The organism is Gilliamella sp. Fer4-1 (genome assembly GCF_001690515.1).
Taxonomy (GTDB): domain Bacteria; phylum Pseudomonadota; class Gammaproteobacteria; order Enterobacterales; family Orbaceae; genus Gilliamella; species Gilliamella apicola_C.
Window position 1 is genome coordinate 1 of the sequence record NZ_LZGZ01000012.1, and the last position, 19,550, is coordinate 19,550.

The 19,550-nt window shown below is 38.4% G+C and carries 15 protein-coding genes, 2 tRNA genes and 3 rRNA genes; 18 read left to right on the forward strand and 2 right to left on the reverse strand.

Annotated elements, in window-relative coordinates:
* The 16 genes from A9G30_RS00215 to gltP all read left to right on the forward strand — a co-directional run.
* Nucleotides 1-1,070, forward strand: a 16S ribosomal RNA gene (locus A9G30_RS00215); the annotation flags it as partial.
* Between the two features lie 58 nt (nucleotides 1,071-1,128).
* Nucleotides 1,129-1,205, forward strand: a tRNA-Ile gene (locus A9G30_RS00220).
* A 52-nt stretch (nucleotides 1,206-1,257) separates the two neighbouring features.
* Nucleotides 1,258-1,333, forward strand: a tRNA-Ala gene (locus tag A9G30_RS00225).
* A gap of 261 nt (nucleotides 1,334-1,594) precedes the next feature.
* Nucleotides 1,595-4,493: ribosomal RNA gene (locus A9G30_RS00230) — 23S ribosomal RNA — on the forward strand.
* A gap of 170 nt (nucleotides 4,494-4,663) precedes the next feature.
* A 5S ribosomal RNA gene (gene rrf / locus A9G30_RS00235) occupies nucleotides 4,664-4,779 on the forward strand.
* Nucleotides 4,780-4,928: 149 nt separating this feature from the next.
* Nucleotides 4,929-5,051 carry a hypothetical protein gene (locus A9G30_RS13295; protein WP_255305704.1) on the forward strand — a complete coding sequence of 41 codons (123 nt, stop codon included), beginning with the start codon at nucleotides 4,929-4,931 and terminating at the stop codon, nucleotides 5,049-5,051.
* A 469-nt stretch (nucleotides 5,052-5,520) separates the two neighbouring features.
* Nucleotides 5,521-6,093, forward strand: a complete 573-nt coding sequence (gene rppH / locus A9G30_RS00240; RefSeq protein WP_065587697.1) for an RNA pyrophosphohydrolase — start codon at nucleotides 5,521-5,523, stop codon at nucleotides 6,091-6,093.
* Nucleotides 6,090-6,959: a prolipoprotein diacylglyceryl transferase gene (lgt, locus tag A9G30_RS00245; protein ID WP_065568309.1), complete on the forward strand. Its 870-nt coding sequence runs from the start codon at nucleotides 6,090-6,092 to the stop codon at nucleotides 6,957-6,959. The genes rppH and lgt overlap by 4 nt, the downstream gene beginning before the upstream one ends.
* On the forward strand, nucleotides 6,956-7,750 hold the full coding sequence (gene thyA / locus A9G30_RS00250) for a thymidylate synthase (RefSeq protein WP_065587698.1): 795 nt from the start codon (nucleotides 6,956-6,958) through the stop codon (nucleotides 7,748-7,750). The genes lgt and thyA overlap by 4 nt, the downstream gene beginning before the upstream one ends.
* A 248-nt stretch (nucleotides 7,751-7,998) precedes the next feature.
* On the forward strand, nucleotides 7,999-8,949 hold the full coding sequence (gene lpxL, locus A9G30_RS00255) for an LpxL/LpxP family Kdo(2)-lipid IV(A) lauroyl/palmitoleoyl acyltransferase (RefSeq protein ID WP_065587699.1): 951 nt from the start codon (nucleotides 7,999-8,001) through the stop codon (nucleotides 8,947-8,949).
* 46 nt (nucleotides 8,950-8,995) lie between these two features.
* Nucleotides 8,996-10,078: a 23S rRNA (cytidine(2498)-2'-O)-methyltransferase RlmM gene (gene rlmM / locus A9G30_RS00260; RefSeq protein WP_065587700.1), complete on the forward strand. Its 1,083-nt coding sequence runs from the start codon at nucleotides 8,996-8,998 to the stop codon at nucleotides 10,076-10,078.
* A gap of 20 nt (nucleotides 10,079-10,098) precedes the next feature.
* Entirely contained in the window at nucleotides 10,099-11,940 is a 1,842-nt protein-coding gene (locus A9G30_RS00265; RefSeq protein ID WP_176700810.1) for a penicillin-binding protein activator, read from the forward strand.
* Nucleotides 11,941-11,947: 7 nt separating this feature from the next.
* Entirely contained in the window at nucleotides 11,948-12,277 is a 330-nt protein-coding gene (locus A9G30_RS00270) for a YraN family protein (RefSeq protein WP_255305705.1), read from the forward strand.
* A gap of 15 nt (nucleotides 12,278-12,292) precedes the next feature.
* The gene (locus A9G30_RS00275) at nucleotides 12,293-12,871 is read left to right on the forward strand and encodes an SIS domain-containing protein (protein WP_065568336.1); all 579 of its coding nucleotides are present in this window, start codon (nucleotides 12,293-12,295) and stop codon (nucleotides 12,869-12,871) included.
* A gap of 96 nt (nucleotides 12,872-12,967) precedes the next feature.
* On the forward strand, nucleotides 12,968-15,661 hold the full coding sequence (gyrA, locus tag A9G30_RS00280) for a DNA topoisomerase (ATP-hydrolyzing) subunit A (RefSeq protein WP_065587702.1): 2,694 nt from the start codon (nucleotides 12,968-12,970) through the stop codon (nucleotides 15,659-15,661).
* Between the two features lie 94 nt (nucleotides 15,662-15,755).
* Nucleotides 15,756-17,066, forward strand: coding sequence for a glutamate/aspartate:proton symporter GltP (gene gltP / locus A9G30_RS00285; RefSeq protein WP_442903436.1), 1,311 nt, complete (start codon nucleotides 15,756-15,758; stop codon nucleotides 17,064-17,066).
* Nucleotides 17,067-17,327: 261 nt separating this feature from the next.
* On the opposite strand, the gene rpmG is transcribed toward gltP, so the two are convergent.
* Together rpmG and rpmB are read right to left on the reverse strand one after the other, a co-directional pair.
* Nucleotides 17,328-17,495, reverse strand: a complete 168-nt coding sequence (rpmG, locus tag A9G30_RS00290) for a 50S ribosomal protein L33 (RefSeq protein ID WP_025314526.1) — start codon at nucleotides 17,493-17,495, stop codon at nucleotides 17,328-17,330.
* Between the two features lie 15 nt (nucleotides 17,496-17,510).
* A complete protein-coding gene (gene rpmB, locus A9G30_RS00295) occupies nucleotides 17,511-17,747 on the reverse strand; it encodes a 50S ribosomal protein L28 (protein WP_065587704.1) in 237 nt (78 codons plus the stop codon).
* Between the two features lie 372 nt (nucleotides 17,748-18,119).
* Between rpmB and aroE the strand changes: the two genes are divergently transcribed.
* The gene (aroE, locus tag A9G30_RS00300; RefSeq protein WP_065587705.1) at nucleotides 18,120-18,950 is read left to right on the forward strand and encodes a shikimate dehydrogenase; all 831 of its coding nucleotides are present in this window, start codon (nucleotides 18,120-18,122) and stop codon (nucleotides 18,948-18,950) included.
* Nucleotides 18,951-19,112: 162 nt separating this feature from the next.
* Nucleotides 19,113-19,466 (forward strand): Aca2/YdiL-like domain-containing protein, encoded by a 354-nt coding sequence (locus tag A9G30_RS00305; RefSeq protein WP_065587706.1) that lies wholly within the window; start codon nucleotides 19,113-19,115, stop codon nucleotides 19,464-19,466.
* Nucleotides 19,467-19,550 lie beyond the last annotated feature (84 nt).

A 19,550-nucleotide genomic window follows, 5' to 3' on the forward strand; every position in this document is an offset into this window, starting at 1 on the left:
CAACAATTGACGTTAATTACAGAAGAAGCACCGGCTAACTCCGTGCCAGCAGCCGCGGTAATACGGAGGGTGCGAGCGTTAATCGGAATGACTGGGCGTAAAGGGCATGTAGGCGGATAATTAAGTTAGGTGTGAAAGCCCTGGGCTCAACCTAGGAATTGCACTTAAAACTGGTTAACTAGAGTATTGTAGAGGAAGGTAGAATTCCACGTGTAGCGGTGAAATGCGTAGAGATGTGGAGGAATACCGGTGGCGAAGGCGGCCTTCTGGACAGATACTGACGCTGAGATGCGAAAGCGTGGGGAGCAAACAGGATTAGATACCCTGGTAGTCCACGCTGTAAACGATGTCGATTTGGAGTTTGTTGCCTAGAGTGATGGGCTCCGAAGCTAACGCGATAAATCGACCGCCTGGGGAGTACGGCCGCAAGGTTAAAACTCAAATGAATTGACGGGGGCCCGCACAAGCGGTGGAGCATGTGGTTTAATTCGATGCAACGCGAAGAACCTTACCTGGTCTTGACATCCACAGAATCCTGTAGAGATATGGGAGTGCCTTCGGGAACTGTGAGACAGGTGCTGCATGGCTGTCGTCAGCTCGTGTTGTGAAATGTTGGGTTAAGTCCCGCAACGAGCGCAACCCTTATCCTTTGTTGCCATCGGTTTGGCCGGGAACTCAAAGGAGACTGCCGTTGATAAAGCGGAGGAAGGTGGGGACGACGTCAAGTCATCATGGCCCTTACGACCAGGGCTACACACGTGCTACAATGGCGTATACAAAGGGAGGCGACCTCGCGAGAGCAAGCGGACCTCATAAAGTACGTCTAAGTCCGGATTGGAGTCTGCAACTCGACTCCATGAAGTCGGAATCGCTAGTAATCGTGAATCAGAATGTCACGGTGAATACGTTCCCGGGCCTTGTACACACCGCCCGTCACACCATGGGAGTGGGTTGCACCAGAAGTAGATAGCTTAACCTTCGGGAGGGCGTTTACCACGGTGTGGTTCATGACTGGGGTGAAGTCGTAACAAGGTAACCGTAGGGGAACCTGCGGTTGGATCACCTCCTTACGAAGAGCTCGTAAGTGTTCACACAGATTGTTTGTTTAGAAGAAAGAGTCACTTTATTGGGTCTGTAGCTCAGGTGGTTAGAGCGCACCCCTGATAAGGGTGAGGTCGGTGGTTCAAGTCCACTCAGACCCACCAATTCTACTTGTTAAGCTGATTTTAGCTTGATTGGTTGATGAAGTGAGACAATGGGGCTATAGCTCAGCTGGGAGAGCGCCTGCCTTGCACGCAGGAGGCCAGCGGTTCGATCCCGCTTAGCTCCACCATTAAAGATATCTCTATTATTCGATGATGAAAAAATTATGTTTGTATTTACTTGAGTTAAAAGATGAGTGAATAGAAAGATAAAGCTCTTTAATAATTAGGAACAAGCTGAAAGAAACGAGTTCTCGTTTTTACGGAAAGTTTTTATTTTTGGTTTAATGATATATTTGATAAATATTGAGTTAAGCTGATTAAATTAAAAGTATTGAAGTAAAAAAGAGAAAAAAGCGTAAATTGAAAACCAAGACAACTGTGAGTTGTAAGGTTAAGAAATTAAGCGTACACGGTGGATGCCTAGGCAATCAGAGGCGAAGAAGGACGTGTTAATCTGCGAAAAGCGACGGTGAGCCGATAAAAGGCGCTATAGCCGTTGATGTCCGAATGGGGAAACCCAGTGTAGGTGACTACACTATCATCTGATGAATACATAGTCAGATGAGGCGAACCGGGAGAACTGAAACATCTAAGTACCCCGAGGAAAAGAAATCAACCGAGATTCCCTAAGTAGCGGCGAGCGAAAGGGGAGGAGCCCAAGCGGGTAGCATGATGTATTAGTGGAAGCGTCTGGAAAGTCGCACGATAGAGGGTGAAAGTCCCGTACATGAAAATGCATGATGTGGAAGCTTATAGAGTAGGGCGGGACACGTGATATCCTGTCTGAAGAAGGGGGGACCATCCTCCAAGGCTAAATACTCCTGATTGACCGATAGTGAACCAGTACCGTGAGGGAAAGGCGAAAAGAACCCCGGGAGGGGAGTGAAATAGATCCTGAAACCGTGTACGTACAATCAGTGGGAGCTGTTACCGTTGGGTAATAGTGACTGCGTACCTTTTGTATAATGGGTCAGCGACTTATATTCTGTAGCGAGGTTAACCGAATAGGGGAGCCGAAGGGAAACCGAGTATTAACTGTGCGTTAAGTTGCAGGGTATAGACCCGAAACCCGGTGATCTAGCCATGGGCAGGTTGAAGGTTGGTTAACACTAACTGGAGGACCGAACCGACTAATGTTGAAAAATTAGCGGATGACCTGTGGCTGGGGGTGAAAGGCCAATCAAACCGGGAGATAGCTGGTTCTCCCCGAAAGCTATTTAGGTAGCGCCTCATGAGTAACTGTTGGGGGTAGAGCACTGTTTCGGCTAGGGGGCCATCCCGGCTTACCAACCCGATGCAAACTCCGAATACTGACAAGTTTAATCATGGGAGACACACGGCGGGTGCTAACGTTCGTCGTGAAGAGGGAAACAACCCAGACCGCCAGCTAAGGTCCCAAAGTCATAGTTAAGTGGGAAACGAAGTGGGAAGGCTTAGACAGCTAGGATGTTGGCTTAGAAGCAGCCATCATTTAAAGAAAGCGTAATAGCTCACTAGTCGAGTCGGCCTGCGCGGAAGATGTAACGGGGCTAAAACTATGCACCGAAGCTGCGGCAGTGCACGCAAGTGTATTGGGTAGGGGAGCGTTCTGTAAGCCGTAGAAGGTGTGTTGTGAGGCATGCTGGAGGTATCAGAAGTGCGAATGCTGACATAAGTAACGATAAAGCGGGTGAAAAGCCCGCTCGCCGGAAGACCAAGGGTTCCTGTCCAACGTTAATCGGGGCAGGGTGAGTCGACCCCTAAGGAGAGGCCGAAGGGCGTATCTGATGGGAAACGGGTTAATATTCCCGTACTGGTTATAACTGCGATGGGGGGACGAAGAAGGCTAGGTTTACCACCTATTGGATGGTGGGTTAAGCATGTAGGCGTGTGATTAGGCAAATCCGGTCACTGAGACGCTGAGGTGTGATGACGATGCACTAAGGTGCAGAAGTAATTGATGCCCTGCTTCCAGGAAAATCCTCTAAGCTTCAGGTTATAATCAATCGTACCCGAAACCGACACAGGTGGTCAGGTAGAGAATACTCAGGCGCTTGAGAGAACTCGGGTGAAGGAACTAGGCAAAATGGTGCCGTAACTTCGGGAGAAGGCACGCTGATGTTAATTGAAGTCCCATGCGGATGGAGGTGAAATCAGTCGAAGATACCAGCTGGCTGCAACTGTTTAATAAAAACACAGCACTGTGCAAACACGAAAGTGGACGTATACGGTGTGACGCCTGCCCGGTGCTGGAAGGTTAATTGATGGGGTTATGCTTATGCAGAAGCTCTTGATCGAAGCCCCAGTAAACGGCGGCCGTAACTATAACGGTCCTAAGGTAGCGAAATTCCTTGTCGGGTAAGTTCCGACCTGCACGAATGGCGTAATGATGGCCAGGCTGTCTCCACCCGAGACTCAGTGAAATTGAAATTGCCGTGAAGATGCGGTGTACCCGTGGCAAGACGGAAAGACCCCGTGAACCTTTACTATAGCTTGACAGTGAACATTGAGCCTTAATGTGTAGGATAGGTGGGAGACAAAGAAGTGTGTACGCCAGTATGCATGGAGTCGCCCTTGAAATACCACCCTTTAATGTTTGATGTTCTAACCTATACTTCTGAATCGAGGTAAGGGACACTGTCTGGTGGGTAGTTTGACTGGGGCGGTCTCCTCCCAAAGAGTAACGGAGGAGCACGAAGGTTAGCTAATCCTGGTCGGACATCAGGAGGTTAGTGCAATGGCAAAAGCTAGCTTGACTGCGAGAGTGACGGCTCGAGCAGGTACGAAAGTAGGTCATAGTGATCCGGTGGTTCTGAATGGAAGGGCCATCGCTCAACGGATAAAAGGTACTCCGGGGATAACAGGCTGATACCGCCCAAGAGTTCATATCGACGGCGGTGTTTGGCACCTCGATGTCGGCTCATCACATCCTGGGGCTGAAGTAGGTCCCAAGGGTACGGCTGTTCGCCGTTTAAAGTGGTACGCGAGCTGGGTTTAGAACGTCGTGAGACAGTTCGGTCCCTATCTGCCATGGGCGTAGGAAAATTGAGAGGGTTTGCTTCTAGTACGAGAGGACCGAAGTGAACGCACCGCTGGTGTTCGGGTTGTGATGCCAATTGCATTGCCCGGTAGCTACGTGCGGAATAGATAAGTGCTGAAAGCATCTAAGTACGAAACTAGCCTTGAGATGAGTTTTCCCTGAAGAGATTCAGTAAGGTCCGTTTGAGACTAAGACGTAGATAGGTCAGGTGTGTAAGTGTAGTGATACATTGAGCTAACTGATACTAATGAACCGAGAGTCTTAACCTTACAACTCGGAGTTGTTTTGGAGTTACGCGATTGGATGATTGAAGTTGATATTTTTAGAGAGATTGACTTTAAATTGTTTAATAAATGATAGAGCAGTTTGTTCTGGATTGAGCAATTGCTGTGGATATGAGATAATACACGGTAATTGAGAGAAGAGAAGACAGGATATGTCTGGCGGTAATAGCGCGGTGGTCCCACCTGACCCCATGCCGAACTCAGAAGTGAAACGCCGTAGTGCCGATGGTAGTGTGGGTATTACCCATGTGAGAGTAGGGTGCCGCCAGACTTTTAAATTTAGTGAAGCCCAGCAGCGATGCTGGGCTTTTTTACGTTTGTTATTTTATTGGTAATGGATTTCTTATTTGTATAGTAATATCTAGAGCGGATAGCTCGAAGAATAACGGATTGAAGATGATAAGTTGATGTTGGAATGAAATGAGTTCACTAATAGCCTTTAATAAACCGTTTAATGTTGTGACACAATTTTCGGTGCATGGAAAATATCAAACATTAAAAGACAGTTATTATACTAATAGCTTTTTACTTAGAGTACGTTGATTGTTAGTTCATCAACTGGTTATAAAAGGTTTTTCCCTAATTGGGATGAGAAAATTTTAATGATGGCTGTGGTTACTAAGTTTGGCTTAATGCCGACGTGAATAAGACTACAGTTTTATGCTGACCGACATCCTAGCTAGTAGTTTGCGGGCTGGTAAATTAGGTAACTTTGTTGAGTTACCCACTTTTTCAATACAAGATGAAAGTGCCAAATAATTATTAATACCATGATGATGTATTCTAATATGAGTATTTCTTTATCACCGCTGATTGTAGGCTACTGTTATTGTAATTATTATTAATTAATGTTGGAATATGTGGTTGCTTATTTTGTTGAGCAAGCTTTTTATGAACTATTATATAGTTTACATAAAGATATATTTACATGATTAATTCATTTTTTTATTTATTTATTGCCACATGTATGAAACAATTTAGGTATTAAAAATAATTTTTTTTGAGGTAGTCAGTGATCGATAATGATGGCTACCGTCCAAATGTAGGAATAGTTATTTGCAACAGGTATGGTCAAGTACTTTGGGCTCGTCGGTATGGGCAAAATTCTTGGCAGTTTCCTCAGGGCGGAATAAAAATAAACGAAACGCCTGAACAGGCAATGTTTCGTGAATTAAATGAAGAAGTTGGTTTATCGTCAAAAGATGTGAAGATTTTATCTGTTACTAATGGTTGGTTGCGATACAAACTACCCAAAAGAATGATCCGTTGGGAAAATCAGCCAGTTTGTATTGGTCAAAAACAGAAGTGGTTCTTATTAGAATTGATATCTGATGTGTCAGCAATTAATCTCAATATGTCTTCAACACCTGAATTTGATGATTGGAGATGGGTTAGTTATTGGTACCCTATTCGTCAGGTTATTGCTTTTAAAAGAGATGTCTATAGAAAGGCGATGAAGGAATTTTCTTTACCTGTGTTTGCTATACAATCTGAAATTGCACCCCCGATGGCTAATGTTTCAAAAAAGAAACGGTTTAACTTCTTTGCTCATAAACGAAAAAACAAAAAGCGTATTAAAAAATGAATCAATATTTACAATTTCCTAATTTTGATCCGATAGCTTTTTCTATTGGACCTATATCACTTCATTGGTATGGTGCTATGTATTTATTTGGGGTGCTCGGTGCTCTTTACTTGGCTAAACGCAGAGCAAATAAACCGAATAGCCAATGGACATCACAGCAAGTTGAAAATTTATTATTTTGGGGATTTTTAGGCCTTTTTATTGGTGGACGGCTAGGTTATGTGTTCTTCTATAACCTTGATGCTTTTATTAAAGATCCAGTAATTTTATTTAAAGTCTGGGAAGGAGGTATGTCTTTTCATGGAGGCTTAATTGGTGCTGTTTGTGTTATTGCTATTTTTGCTAAAAAGACAAATAAAAGTTTTATGCAAGTAGGTGATTTTGTTGCTCCTCTAGTTCCTATTGGTTTGATGTTTGGGCGGTTTGGTAATTTTATTAATGGGGAGCTTTGGGGACGAGTAACTGATTCGCCTATAGGCATGCTATTTCCAGCTTCCTCGCATGCCGATTTTATGTATGTTCAGACTCATCCAGAATGGTTTTCTCTATATTCTCAGTTAGATGGTATTTTACCAAGACATCCATCGCAGCTTTACGAAATGCTATTTGAAGGTGTTGTGCTGTTTATTATCTTAAATATTTTTATTCGAAAACCAAGACCAACGGGGGCTGTATCTGGGTTGTTTTTGCTTTGCTATGGTTTATTTAGATTTGTTATAGAATTTTTTAGACAGCCAGATGAGCAATTAGGTTTATTTTTAAATATTTTTAGTATGGGGCAAATTCTATGTTTACCAATGATTATTGGTGGCATTTTAATGATCTTACTTGCGTATAGATTTAATAAGAAGGCAAAAATACGATGAAACAATATTTAGCGTTAATGCAAAAAATTTTAGATGAGGGTACCTCTAAGCCAGATCGAACAGGCACAGGAACGCTATCTATTTTTGGTCATCAGATGCGATTTAATTTACAAGAAGGCTTTCCCCTTGTGACAACTAAAAAATGCCATTTACGTTCAATTATTCATGAATTACTCTGGTTTTTGAAGGGTGACACAAATATTAATTATTTAAAAGACAATAAAGTAACTATTTGGGATGAATGGGCTGATCAAAATGGTGATTTAGGTCCTGTATATGGTAAACAGTGGCGAGCATGGGGTGCTGATGATGGTCGTCAAATAGATCAAATTTCGCAGTTAATTGAGCAAATTAAAAATGATCCTGACTCTAGACGTATGATTGTTTCTGCTTGGAATGTCGGTGAATTAGACAAAATGGCATTAGCACCGTGCCATGCTTTTTTCCAATTTTATGTTGCAAATGGTAAGCTTTCTTGTCAGCTGTACCAGCGTTCTTGTGACGTATTTTTAGGGTTGCCGTTTAATATTGCAAGCTATTCTTTGTTAGTTCACATGATTGCACAGCAATGTGAATTACAAGTGGGTGAATTCGTGTGGACTGGTGGAGATACACATCTTTATTCCAATCATATGGAACAAGCCCATTTACAATTAAGTCGTGAGCCAAAAGTATTACCAAAGTTAATGATTAAACGTAAACCTCCAACAATTTTTGATTATAATTTTGATGACTTTGAAATTATGGATTATGATCCTTACCCAGCGATTAAAGCCCCTGTTGCAGTTTAAAGCTTGGTAAAGAATTTTCAGGAAATAGATACATTTTGTGTATGTTTTATTACTAAATAAAAATGAGAAAATAAATATTAGGGATTAATCAAATTATTTCCTAATGTTTATTTTAAATTATCATTTTTACTAAAAACAAAAATTAAAGGAAGTATTTATTTAAATGTAAGTATTTTATTTTCTGCTTCGCAAATCAAGATATGGTATATAATAATCTACTACTGTTTAAATAGCTATTTGATCTTACTATGAGCCTAAATCAGGAAATTCGCCCTATTTTTACTAAACGGTTACTGCACCCTCGTTATTGGTTAACGTGGTTTGGTATTGGCGTTTTATATGTAACTGTTTTATTACCTTACCCAGTTATTTACCAAATTGGTAAAGGACTAGGTTTACTTTCAATGCGACTGATCGGAAAACGTAAAGAAACAGCAAGGCAAAATCTTAAGCTCTGTTTTCCAAAAAAATCGCAACAAGAACGAGAGCAGATGTTGCGTGAAAATTTTATTTCGACTGGCTTGGCTATTTTTGAGACAGGTATGGCTTGGTTTTGGTCAGATAAACGGCTTGCGAAATATGTTTCTATTGTTGGTGACTTTAACATTACAAAAGTGCAACAATCAGGCCAAGGTGTTTTGCTTATTGGCATTCATTTTTTGACTTTAGAATTAGGTGCTCGTATTTTAGGAATGAGCCATCCTGGTGTAGGGGTTTATCGACCCAATGATAATCCCGTCATGGATTATGTTCAACTTAAAGGTCGGCTCAAGTCAAATAAATATATGCTAGACCGTCATAATACAAAAGGGATGATTCGTGCACTAAAAAATGGCGAGTTGTTATGGTATGCGCCTGACCACGATTATGGTCCTAAAAATAGCGTATTTGCACCACTATTTTCAGTCGAAAAAGTGGCAACAACAGTGGGTACTCGCATACTAGTTAAATTAGGTCAGCCTGCAATTATTCCTTTTACGCCAAAACGTGAAAAAGATGGTCACTACACAGTTTACGTTACCTCAGAACTGGAAGGTTATCCAATAGATGATGATGTACGTGCTGCTACTTTTATGAATAAAGTCATTGAGCAAGAAATTTTAAAAGCACCAGAACAATATATGTGGTTACATCGGCGATTTAAAACTCGCCCAAAGGGAGATGCTCCTTTATATACCGATAATGTTCAATCCGATTAAAATTGCTGTTATTTATAGCTTTTGTTGAAAGAGTAAAAATTACAATATGCAAAAACTAAATAAAATTATTTTATATTGTCGCTGTGGATTTGAAAAAGAGTGTGCAGCAGAAATTACCGATAGAGCAGCAAAAAAAGAAATATACGGCTATGCAAAAGTGAGAGAAAGCAGTGGCTATGTTGTCTTTGAATGTTATCAAGATGGTGATGCACAATTGATAATAAAAGATTTAGCTTTTCGAACATTAATTTTTGCAAGACAAATGTTTGTATCGGGCGATTTATTAACAGATTTGCCGACAAATGACCGAATTTCTCCTATTATTGATGCATTAGCTGGTCTTATCGATAAAGCTGGCGATTTGCGTGTTGAAGTTGCCGATTCAAATGAAGGCAAAGTGCTTTCTGGATTTTGCCGAAAATTTACTGTTCCCCTTCGCCAAGCGTTGCGCAGTAAACGTATTTTATTAAAAGTCCAAAATCCATTAAGACCTGTAATTCACTTATTTTTTATCAATAATAATAGCTGTTATGTTGGTTATTCGCTAAGCCAAAATAATTCACCTTTTTATATGGGCATTCCTAGACTAAAATTTCCAACTGATGCGCCAAGCCGTTCTACACTAAAATTAGAAGAAGCTTTTCATATTTTTATTCCTTATGAAGAATGGGATGAGCGTTTAAAGGGGGGGATGAATGCGGTTGACTTAGGTGCTTGTCCTGGCGGTTGGACTTATCAGTTGGTTAAAAGATGTATGATGGTTTATGCCATTGATAATGGGGCTATGAATGAAAAACTAATGGAAACAGGGCAAGTTAAACATTATCGTGAAGATGGCTTCAAATTTGTGCCTAAAAAGCATAATATTTACTGGTTGGTTTGTGATATGGTTGAAAAACCAGCCAAGGTAACTGAATTAATAGCCAAATGGCTGATTAATGGCTGGTGCAGAGAGGCTATTTTTAACCTCAAACTACCAATGAAAAAGCGTTATGAAGAAGTAAAACAAAGTTTACAATTGTTAAACGATGAATTAAATAATAAAAAAATCAATGTACAAATTCAGGCTAAGCAGCTTTATCATGATCGAGAAGAAGTGACCGTTCATGTACAACGAATTTGGGGATAACAACTTACAAGAGAATGGGTATGAATTTAAAACGCTCCTTTTATATTATGTTAATTATGTCACTATTTACATTTTTGGCAGGATGTACTTTTGAAACATCAAAGCAATCACTTAGCTTTGATAATAACAAAAATTCTAGTTATTATTTATCACAAGCAGATAATAGTTCTGGCTCTGTGAAAGTTAATTGGCAATTATTAGCTATTCGAGCCCTAATAAAAGAAAATAAATTGACACAAGCAAACACATTATTATCAAATTTACCTTCCGATCTTAATGCTGAACAGAAAGAAGAAAAATTATTATCACAAGGTGAAATTGCTGTAAAAAAAAGGCGTCCATTTGACCTTAATCAATTAACGATTGTTGATTTGAATAACTCACAGCTATATCGCTATTATATGATAAAATTAGGCTTAGATATAAATAGTAAAGATATTAATGCCCAAGCTCATGATTATCTTCAATTAGAAAAATATGTATCTGAAACTGAAAAAAGGCAACTATTAAACAGTACATGGAATTTTTTTAGTAAGTTAAAGGCTGATAAAATCGGTAAAGTTTTAGTGGGTGAAGATGACATTACATTACAAGGTTGGATTGATTTGGCATATGCTTATCAACAAAATAATGATGTACCTGCTCCACAAGATGATGATACGCCAGACACAATTGCTACAAAATCTCAAAATCAAAAGCAATTATTAAAACAAGCCATTAATAATTGGGCTATACAATACCCTGATCATCCAGCTAAAGAAATTATATCAATATTGACTGGTGAACAAACGCTTGCAGTTGATGCTAATGGAAAAAAGGTTGCTTTATTGTTACCATTAAGTGGTTCTTCTCGTATATTTGGTGAAACTATTCGTCAAGGTTACATTGATGCTATAAAGTTTTTTCCACAAGAACCGCAACAAAATGTAATTGTAGTCGATACAACTAGTGCTCCTATGGATGCTTTAATCCAGCAAGCACAGGAACAACATGTTGAATTAATTGTCGGTCCTTTATTAAAAAATGAAGTAACTAAAATAAAAGAGCTAGCACCTGCTATCCCTGTTTTAGCCTTGAACAAAGTTGATAAAACAACTACTTCTGCTAATAAAATGTGTTTTTTTGCTTTATCTCCAGAAGATGAAGCAAAAGATGCAGCTGACCATATTTATTCCCAAAATAAAATAAAACCACTGGTATTAGTGCCTCAAAGTGATTTGGGAAGGCGTGTTGCGCAAAGCTTTGCAGCACAATGGGCACAACTGTCGGCAAATAGTTCACAAGCTTACGTACAATATTTTGGTAACGCTAAAACACTAAGTGCTAATATGAATCACAATGTCGGTATTAGCCTTGCGGGAAGCCCTATTTCGAATGATGAAGTATCATCAGGTGAAATGATATCGGCTGGATTTGATGCTATTTACATTTACGCATCATATGATGAATTGACGTTGATAAAACCAATGCTTGATATGGGCGCTAATAAGAATATTGGTAACTCATCTGCTGTCATGCTTTATTCAAGCTCAAAAAGCCATGTTGCTAATGCTTCTGATGATTTTTATTATGATATGAATAAAACTGAATATGCTGAAATTCCTATGATTCAAAAGGGTAATGTGAATACAAAGATACCTAGCAATGTTCAGAAAGATTATTCGTTAATGCGTTTATATGCCATGGGGATTGACGCGTGGAGGCTTACCAATCGATTTAATCAACTCAATTCATATCAACTCAATTTTCTAGATGGTATGACTGGTAAATTATCAACAAGTGATCAATGTGAAGTGACTCGCTCACTCTCTTGGCAGCAATACATTTATAGCGGAGCTAACTCTGATTCGAAAAGCGAATAAAAAACAAATTGGTGAGTATTATGAAAATATTGCTTGCCAATACCTACTTAAGCAAGGGCTTAAACTTCTAGACTATAATGCCCAATTTCGCTTTGGTGAACTTGATTTAATTATGCTAGATGGTAAATGCCTTGTTTTTATTGAAGTACGTTATAGAAAAAATGCCAATTTTGGCCATGCTGAAACGACTGTGACGTTAAATAAGCAAAATAAAATAAAGCAAACTGCTCAGCAATGGATGATAACGCAAAATTTAAATATTGAAGATACAGAGTTTAGGTTTGATGTTTTTGCTATTACAGGTAAAAGTCAAAAATGGATTATTAACGCATTTTAATTTTTGGGTGAAAGCGTGCAAGATTTAATTAAAAATTATTTTACTGAAAGTATTCAAACTCAAATTGTGATGGCAGAATCACTTGGTTATTCTATTGAAAAAGCAGCAAATATTATTGTTGAGAGTTTACTTAATGGCAATAAAATAATGAGCTGTGGTAATGGCCCATCTGCTGCTAATGTACAAAGCTTTACTTCGCGTTTGATCACCAGTATTAATATCGAAAGACCAAGCATTCCTGCAATAGCTCTTGTATCGGACAATGTTTTATTAAGTGCAATTGCCAACCATGAAGAAATTTATGCCCGCCAAATTCAAGCATTAGGGCAGCAAAGTGATGTTTTAATTATAGCAACGTGCCAAGGAAATAGCAGAGCCATTATTCGAGCCGTTCAAGAGGCAGTAATTAAAGACATGAAAATTGTCGCTTTAACTGCTTTTGATGGAGGCGAAGTTATTGGTTTGCTTGGGCAAAATGATATTGAAATAAGAGTCCCATCTTACAACAAAGTGATGGCATATGAAATGCACGCAATGATTTTAAATTGCTTATGCCAATTAATTGAAAATACATTGTTTATTCATAGCGAATAAGTTGAAATAAAAACAGTTTAGTTCTGCATTACTAGCGTTTTTATGCTATATTATAGCCTGTTATGATGACTTAAATTAATAAGAGAACATGGTGTTATGACCGAATTAGCCAAAGAAATAACCCCCGTTAATATTGAAGATGAACTAAAATCCTCTTATCTTGACTATGCAATGTCTGTTATTGTTGGACGTGCTTTACCTGATGTCCGAGATGGCTTAAAGCCTGTTCATAGGCGTGTTTTATTTGCTATGCATGAAGCGGGATATGAGTGGAATAAACCATATCGAAAATCAGCTCGTGTTGTTGGGGACGTTATCGGTAAATACCACCCACATGGTGATTCAGCTGTTTATGATACAATTGTGCGGATGGCTCAGCCATTTTCATTGCGTTATATGTTGGTTGATGGTCAAGGAAACTTCGGTTCTGTTGATGGTGATTCAGCAGCGGCAATGCGTTATACCGAAATTCGTATGCAAAAATTTGCAGGCTCGTTATTAACAGATCTAGATAAAGAAACAGTTGATTTTTCACCTAACTATGATGGATCAGAAATGATCCCAGATGTGTTACCTACGCGAATTCCTAATTTATTAGTTAATGGTGCGTCTGGGATTGCTGTTGGTATGGCAACAAATATTCCTCCACACAATCTCTCTGAAGTTATTAATGGTTGCCTAGCTTTTATTGAAGATGAAAATATTTCGGTTGATGGTTTAATGGAGTATATTCATGGGCCAGACTTTCCAACAGCAGCATTAATTAATGGACGTAAAGGCATTGAAAATGCTTATCGTACTGGTCGTGGTATTATTTATATTCGGTCTAAGGCGACAATTGAAGTCGATGATCATAGTGGGCGGGAAACCATTATAGTCCACGAGATCCCATATCAAGTTAATAAGAAAAAACTGATCGAAAAAATTGCAGAATTAGTTAAAGATAAAAAAGTAGAAGGCATTTCAGCATTACGTGACGAATCTGACAAAGATGGTATGCGTATTGTTATTGAAATCAAGCGAGATGCGGTTGGTGAAGTTGTATTAAATAATCTTTTCTCGTTGACTCAATTACAAGTTTCGTTTGGTATCAATATGGTTGCTTTACATAAAGGTCAACCAAAGCTTTTAAACTTACGTGACATGATTGAAGCTTTTGTCCTTCATCGTCGAGAAGTAGTAACACGTCGAACAATATACGAATTACGTAAAGCTCGTGAGCGTGCTCATGTATTAGAAGGTTTAGCGATAGCGCTTGCTAATATTGATCCTGTGATTGAGCTTATCCGAGCAGCATCAACGCCTAGCGAAGCAAAAACGAAATTATTAGCGCAAGCTTGGCAATTAGGTAATGTTGCTGCAATGCTTGAAAAGGCGGGTAATGATGCTGCTCGTCCTGAAGATTTAGCACCAGAATTTGGTATTCGCCAAGGGCACTATTACCTATCAGAGGCACAAGCACAAGCTATATTAGATCTTCGTTTACATCGTTTAACAGGCCTAGAACACGAAAAAATTCTTGATGAATATAAAGATCTATTAGTTCAAATTGGTGAATTATTGCGCATCTTAGCTAGTTCAGAACGCCTAATGGAAGTGATTCGCGAAGAACTAGAAAGTGTTCGTGACCAATTCCAAGATGCAAGGCGAACTGAAATTACTGCAAGTAGTGCAGATATTAATATTGAAGACCTTATTGCGCAAGAAGATGTCGTTGTCACTCTTTCTCATCAAGGATATGTCAAATATCAACCGCTTTCTGATTATGAAGCTCAACGTCGTGGTGGTAAAGGTAAATCGGCAACTAAAATTAAAGAAGAAGACTTTGTTGAAAAATTATTGGTAGCAAATACCCATGATACGATTCTTTGCTTCTCAAGCCGTGGTCGTTTATATTGGATGAAAGTCTATCAGTTACCCGAAGCTAGCCGTGGATCACGTGGACGTCCAATTATCAATTTATTACCGCTTGAGGCAGATGAGCGTATTACTGCGATCCTACCTGTTCGAGAATTTGATGATGAACATTGCGTATTTATGGCAACAGCACAAGGTACCGTTAAGAAAACGTCTTTAATTGAATTCAGCCGGCCTCGTAGTGGTGGTATTATTGCGATTAATCTACGTGATGATGATGAATTAATTGGTGTGGATTTAACTAGCAACGACCATTTAGCTGTTACTGATGATGAAGATCTGAATGATGATGCCATTATTGATGAAGTTGAAAATGAGGATAATGAAGTCGCTGAGAGCTCTAATACAGAAGATATTATGTTGTTTTCTGCAAATGGTAAAGTTGTTCGATTCCCAACCAATAAAGTTCGTTGCATGGGGCGAACGGCGACGGGCATTCGAGGTATTAAATTAGAGGGCGACGACAAAGTCGTATCACTAATAGTTCCTCGAGGAAATGGAGCAATCTTAACGGCAACACAAAACGGTTACGGCAAACGTACTGAACAAGAGTTATATCCAACTAAATCACGCGCCACTAAAGGGGTGATCTCTATTAAAGTGAGCGAACGAAATGGTGCAGTTGTTGGTGCAGTACAAGTTGAGGAAACCGATCAAATCATGCTGATTACTGATGCAGGTACTTTAGTGCGTACTCGAGTATCTGAAGTAAGTATTGTTGGTCGAAATACTCAAGGTGTAACCCTGATTCGAACAGCCGAAAACGAAAAAGTTGTTGGACTGCAGCGAATTGCTGAAACGGAAGATGAAGTTGAATCAGAATTATCTCAAGATGCTTACGATAGTGATGATTCTACTCAAGAATCTGAATAATAATTTTAATTACAAAAAAAGGATTAGTCGGTATTGCTAGTCCTTTTTTGTTTTCCAATATCGTGAAAAGGAATAGAATTACATGTCTTTCTCAATAAAAAAAGCCTTAACTAATCTTGCATGGCAGATTTTGATTGCATTAATTTTAGGGATAGCGGTGGGGGCTTATTTATTTGAGCTCTCTACTCCTAGCCACCCTTTACACTCTTATTATCAATTTTCGATAGTCAACATTTTCCAACCAGCGGGCGATATTTTTATTCGTTTAATTAAAATGATTGTCTTGCCCATTATACTTAGTACATTAACTTTAGGTATTGCTGGTATTGGTGGTTCGAAACGATTAGGGACATTAGGCCTAAAAACAATACTTTATTTTGAGATTATTACCACGATTGCTATCTTATTAGGTCTTTGTTGGGGAAATATTTTTGCGCCAGGTGCAGGAATTGACTCCTCAACACTAGCAACGGCTGATATTAGTAAGTATACCCAAGCTGCTGAAGAATTAGGTGGAAAGCCTCATGGTTTAATTGTTATGATTCTTGATATGATTCCTGCCAATATTTTTAAAGCTATGACTGATGGTGCTGTTTTACCTGTCATTTTCTTCTGTGTCTTTTTTGGTTTAGGTTTAATGTCTTTGCCAGATAAACAACGTGAACCATTTTTATTCTTCTTAAAAGTAGTGTCTGACACTATGTTTAAAGTCACTAATATGATCATGCGTTATGCGCCTGTGGGGGTATTTGCACTCATTACTGTAACTGTGGCGAAATATGGTTTTGAATCTTTACTTCCTCTACTTAAATTAATTTTAACCGTCTATTCGGCAATGATTATTTTTACATTAGTGGTACTGGGTCTTGTTTGTAAAATTTGTCGTTTTAATATTTTCACATTGCTAAAAATATTGAAAGAAGAACTGGTTATCGCATTTTCAACTGCAAGCTCTGAAACAGCATTACCGAAAATTATTGAAAAAATGGAGTCATATGGCGCACCAAAATCAATTACAAGTTTCGTTATTCCAACAGGTTATTCATTTAATCTTGATGGCTCAACGCTTTATCAAAGTATTACAGTCATCTTTCTAGCCCAATTATTCCATATTGATTTAACTATTTTAGATCAAATTATAATTGTCATTACCCTAATGATAGCTTCTAAAGGTATAGCAGGAGTACCAGGTGCTTCAATCCTTGTGTTATCCGCAACACTTGGCAGTGTTGGTATTCCCCTTGAAGGGATTGGTTATATTATGGGGGTGGAGCGTATTTTAGATATGGGTAGAACGGTTGTTAATGTAGTTGGTAATGCATTAGCTGCAATTGTTATAGCTCGCTGGGAACATGTTTTTGATGACAAAAAAGCAAGAGCCTATGAACAACAATATTTGAAATAGAGTTATTTGTTTACTGACAAAAGCGCCATTAACAACTGGCGCTTTTTTATTTTTTCAAGGAGTGCTTTTAAATAGCTAACTATCTTAATTGCTATCAGTTATATGATTGTAGGCTTAAGTTATTCTTAATTTAAAATAGTAAAAAGGGTAGGCTAACATGCAAGTATGGGTAATAAGTTGGTAGGCAGATATTGATGGTTATGTATAGAAAAAAATAAAATAAAAAACCCAGCATTTGCTGGGTTTTTTATTTATCTAAAACTATTTAATTTTAGCTTCTTTATAAATTACATGCTGACGAACAACGGGATCATACTTTTTGATCTCCATTTTTTCAGGCATAGTTCTTTTATTTTTGCTAGTAGTATAAAAATGACCTGTACCAGCAGAAGAAACTAATCTAATTTTTTCGCGTACACCTTTTGCCATGATATGGTTTCCTTATTAGTACTTTTCACCACGGGTACGAAGTTCAGCTAAAACCGCATCAATACCCTTTTTATCGATAGTACGCATACCTTTAGCAGATACACGCAATTTTACAAAACGTTTTTCACTCTCAATCCAGAAACGGTGAGTTTGAAGGTTTGGTAGAAAACGACGTTTAGTAGCATTCATCGCATGAGAACGATTATTTCCTACTAAAGGGCCTTTTCCTGTTACTTGGCATACTCGTGACATGTCAATAATTCTCCGAAATTTCAATGCTTAAGCCCTGGGCGTAATATGTTAATGGAATTAACCTCGTCAGGCTTTTAGTTTGCTGCAGTTCTATCTGAGAAGCAGTCTAACCTCTCACACTACACCCATAATAATGAGGTAGCGAAGTATACGCTGTTATACACAAATTCTCAAGCATTATCTTATTTAAGTGTAAAAATAAGATCATTATCCAAATAATTATTAACAAATAAATAATAATTGTTGTGATAATACTATTATGGCTAAGGTGAATTTAGATAAATATAAAAACCGTTTAATTTTATGATAAATATGGTTTAATACTATTAATTATCGCTTTTATCTATTAGATCTAATTTTCAAGGAGATTGTATGAGCCAGTTCACGCCATATAGTATATACGGCATTATCGGTTATCCGTTAGGGCATAGTATGAGCCCTCTTATTCATACTACATCATTTCAAGATTATGGTATTCCTGCCGTTTTAGTGCCTTTTGCTACGCCACCTGAAGAAATATCAACACTATTTAAATCAGTAAGGCTATTAAATATTAGAGGGTTATGTGTCACTATTCCACATAAGCAGGCTATTATTCCTTATTTAGACGAAGTAACTGAGCATGTCAAAAAAGCAGGTGCGGCTAATTTAGTTTATTGGAATGGCGATAAACTTTGTGGCGATAATACGGATATTATTGGCTTTATGCAGCCACTTGAACAAAAGAAATTACCTGTTGAATATAAAAAAGTTTTATTACTAGGGGCGGGAGGCGCAGCACGTGCTGCTGTTGTTGGATTGCAAGACCTTGGTTATACCGAAATTACCGTGACAGACATTATGCTCGACTCAGCCAAAGCATTAGCAAAAGAGTTCAATTTAAAAGCAATAGCTTGGGAAGAACGCAGCCAAGTTGAAGCACAAATTATTATCAATTCTACCCCATTAGGTATGCAAGGTAAATTTGAAGATCAGACGCCTTATGAACAGGCTTGGTTTAAAGGGAAAGGCTTGGCGTATGATATTGTCTATACACCATACAATACTCGATTTAGACAAGAAGCAGAAAAAGCAGGCTGGGAATCGATATCAGGGCGTGAAATGTTTATTGGTCAAGCAAATGCTCAATTTAAAATTTGGACAGGAAAAGATCTTTCTGAACGAGCAAAACAATCTGTAATTGATGCTTTAGCCGGAAAATAATTACTCAACAGACAAACACATCTAACGACATTGGAATTAGCTGTGTTTTTTATAATTTTATCATTATGTTAGTGATCACTAACTCGCTGCATTAATGAATTAGTTTAATAAAAATTAGCACATTAAGTGGATAGAGCAAAAACATTATAATAAGGAGTATTTATGACTAGCGTAGAATTGCAAGCGTATCGTCGTTTTCTTATGATAAAAGTGTCAGAAGCAAGCGAATATATTGGAAAAACAGATACAAATACATGGCTTGATTGGGAAAAAGGTATAGCACCTGTGCCCAAATTTATTGTAACGGCTATGCAAGAGCTAAAAAAGCTTCGAGCCGAAAAAATTAATCTTATCATTAATAGCATCAATGATCGTGTTGGTAGTAATACTATTCGCTATTTTATGACATATGAAGAGTTTAAAAAGGTAAATCCAGAGCTTGACATCATTCAATGGCGACTACATCAATCGATTGCCACAGAGCTTTATTTCCGAGGTTTAGAAAAACTATGCTAATTAACTTAATCAAGATTATTTTAGGATCCTAATAGAGTATATTTACAACTAATGTAAATTTGAATTTACAAATTTAATTTAAAA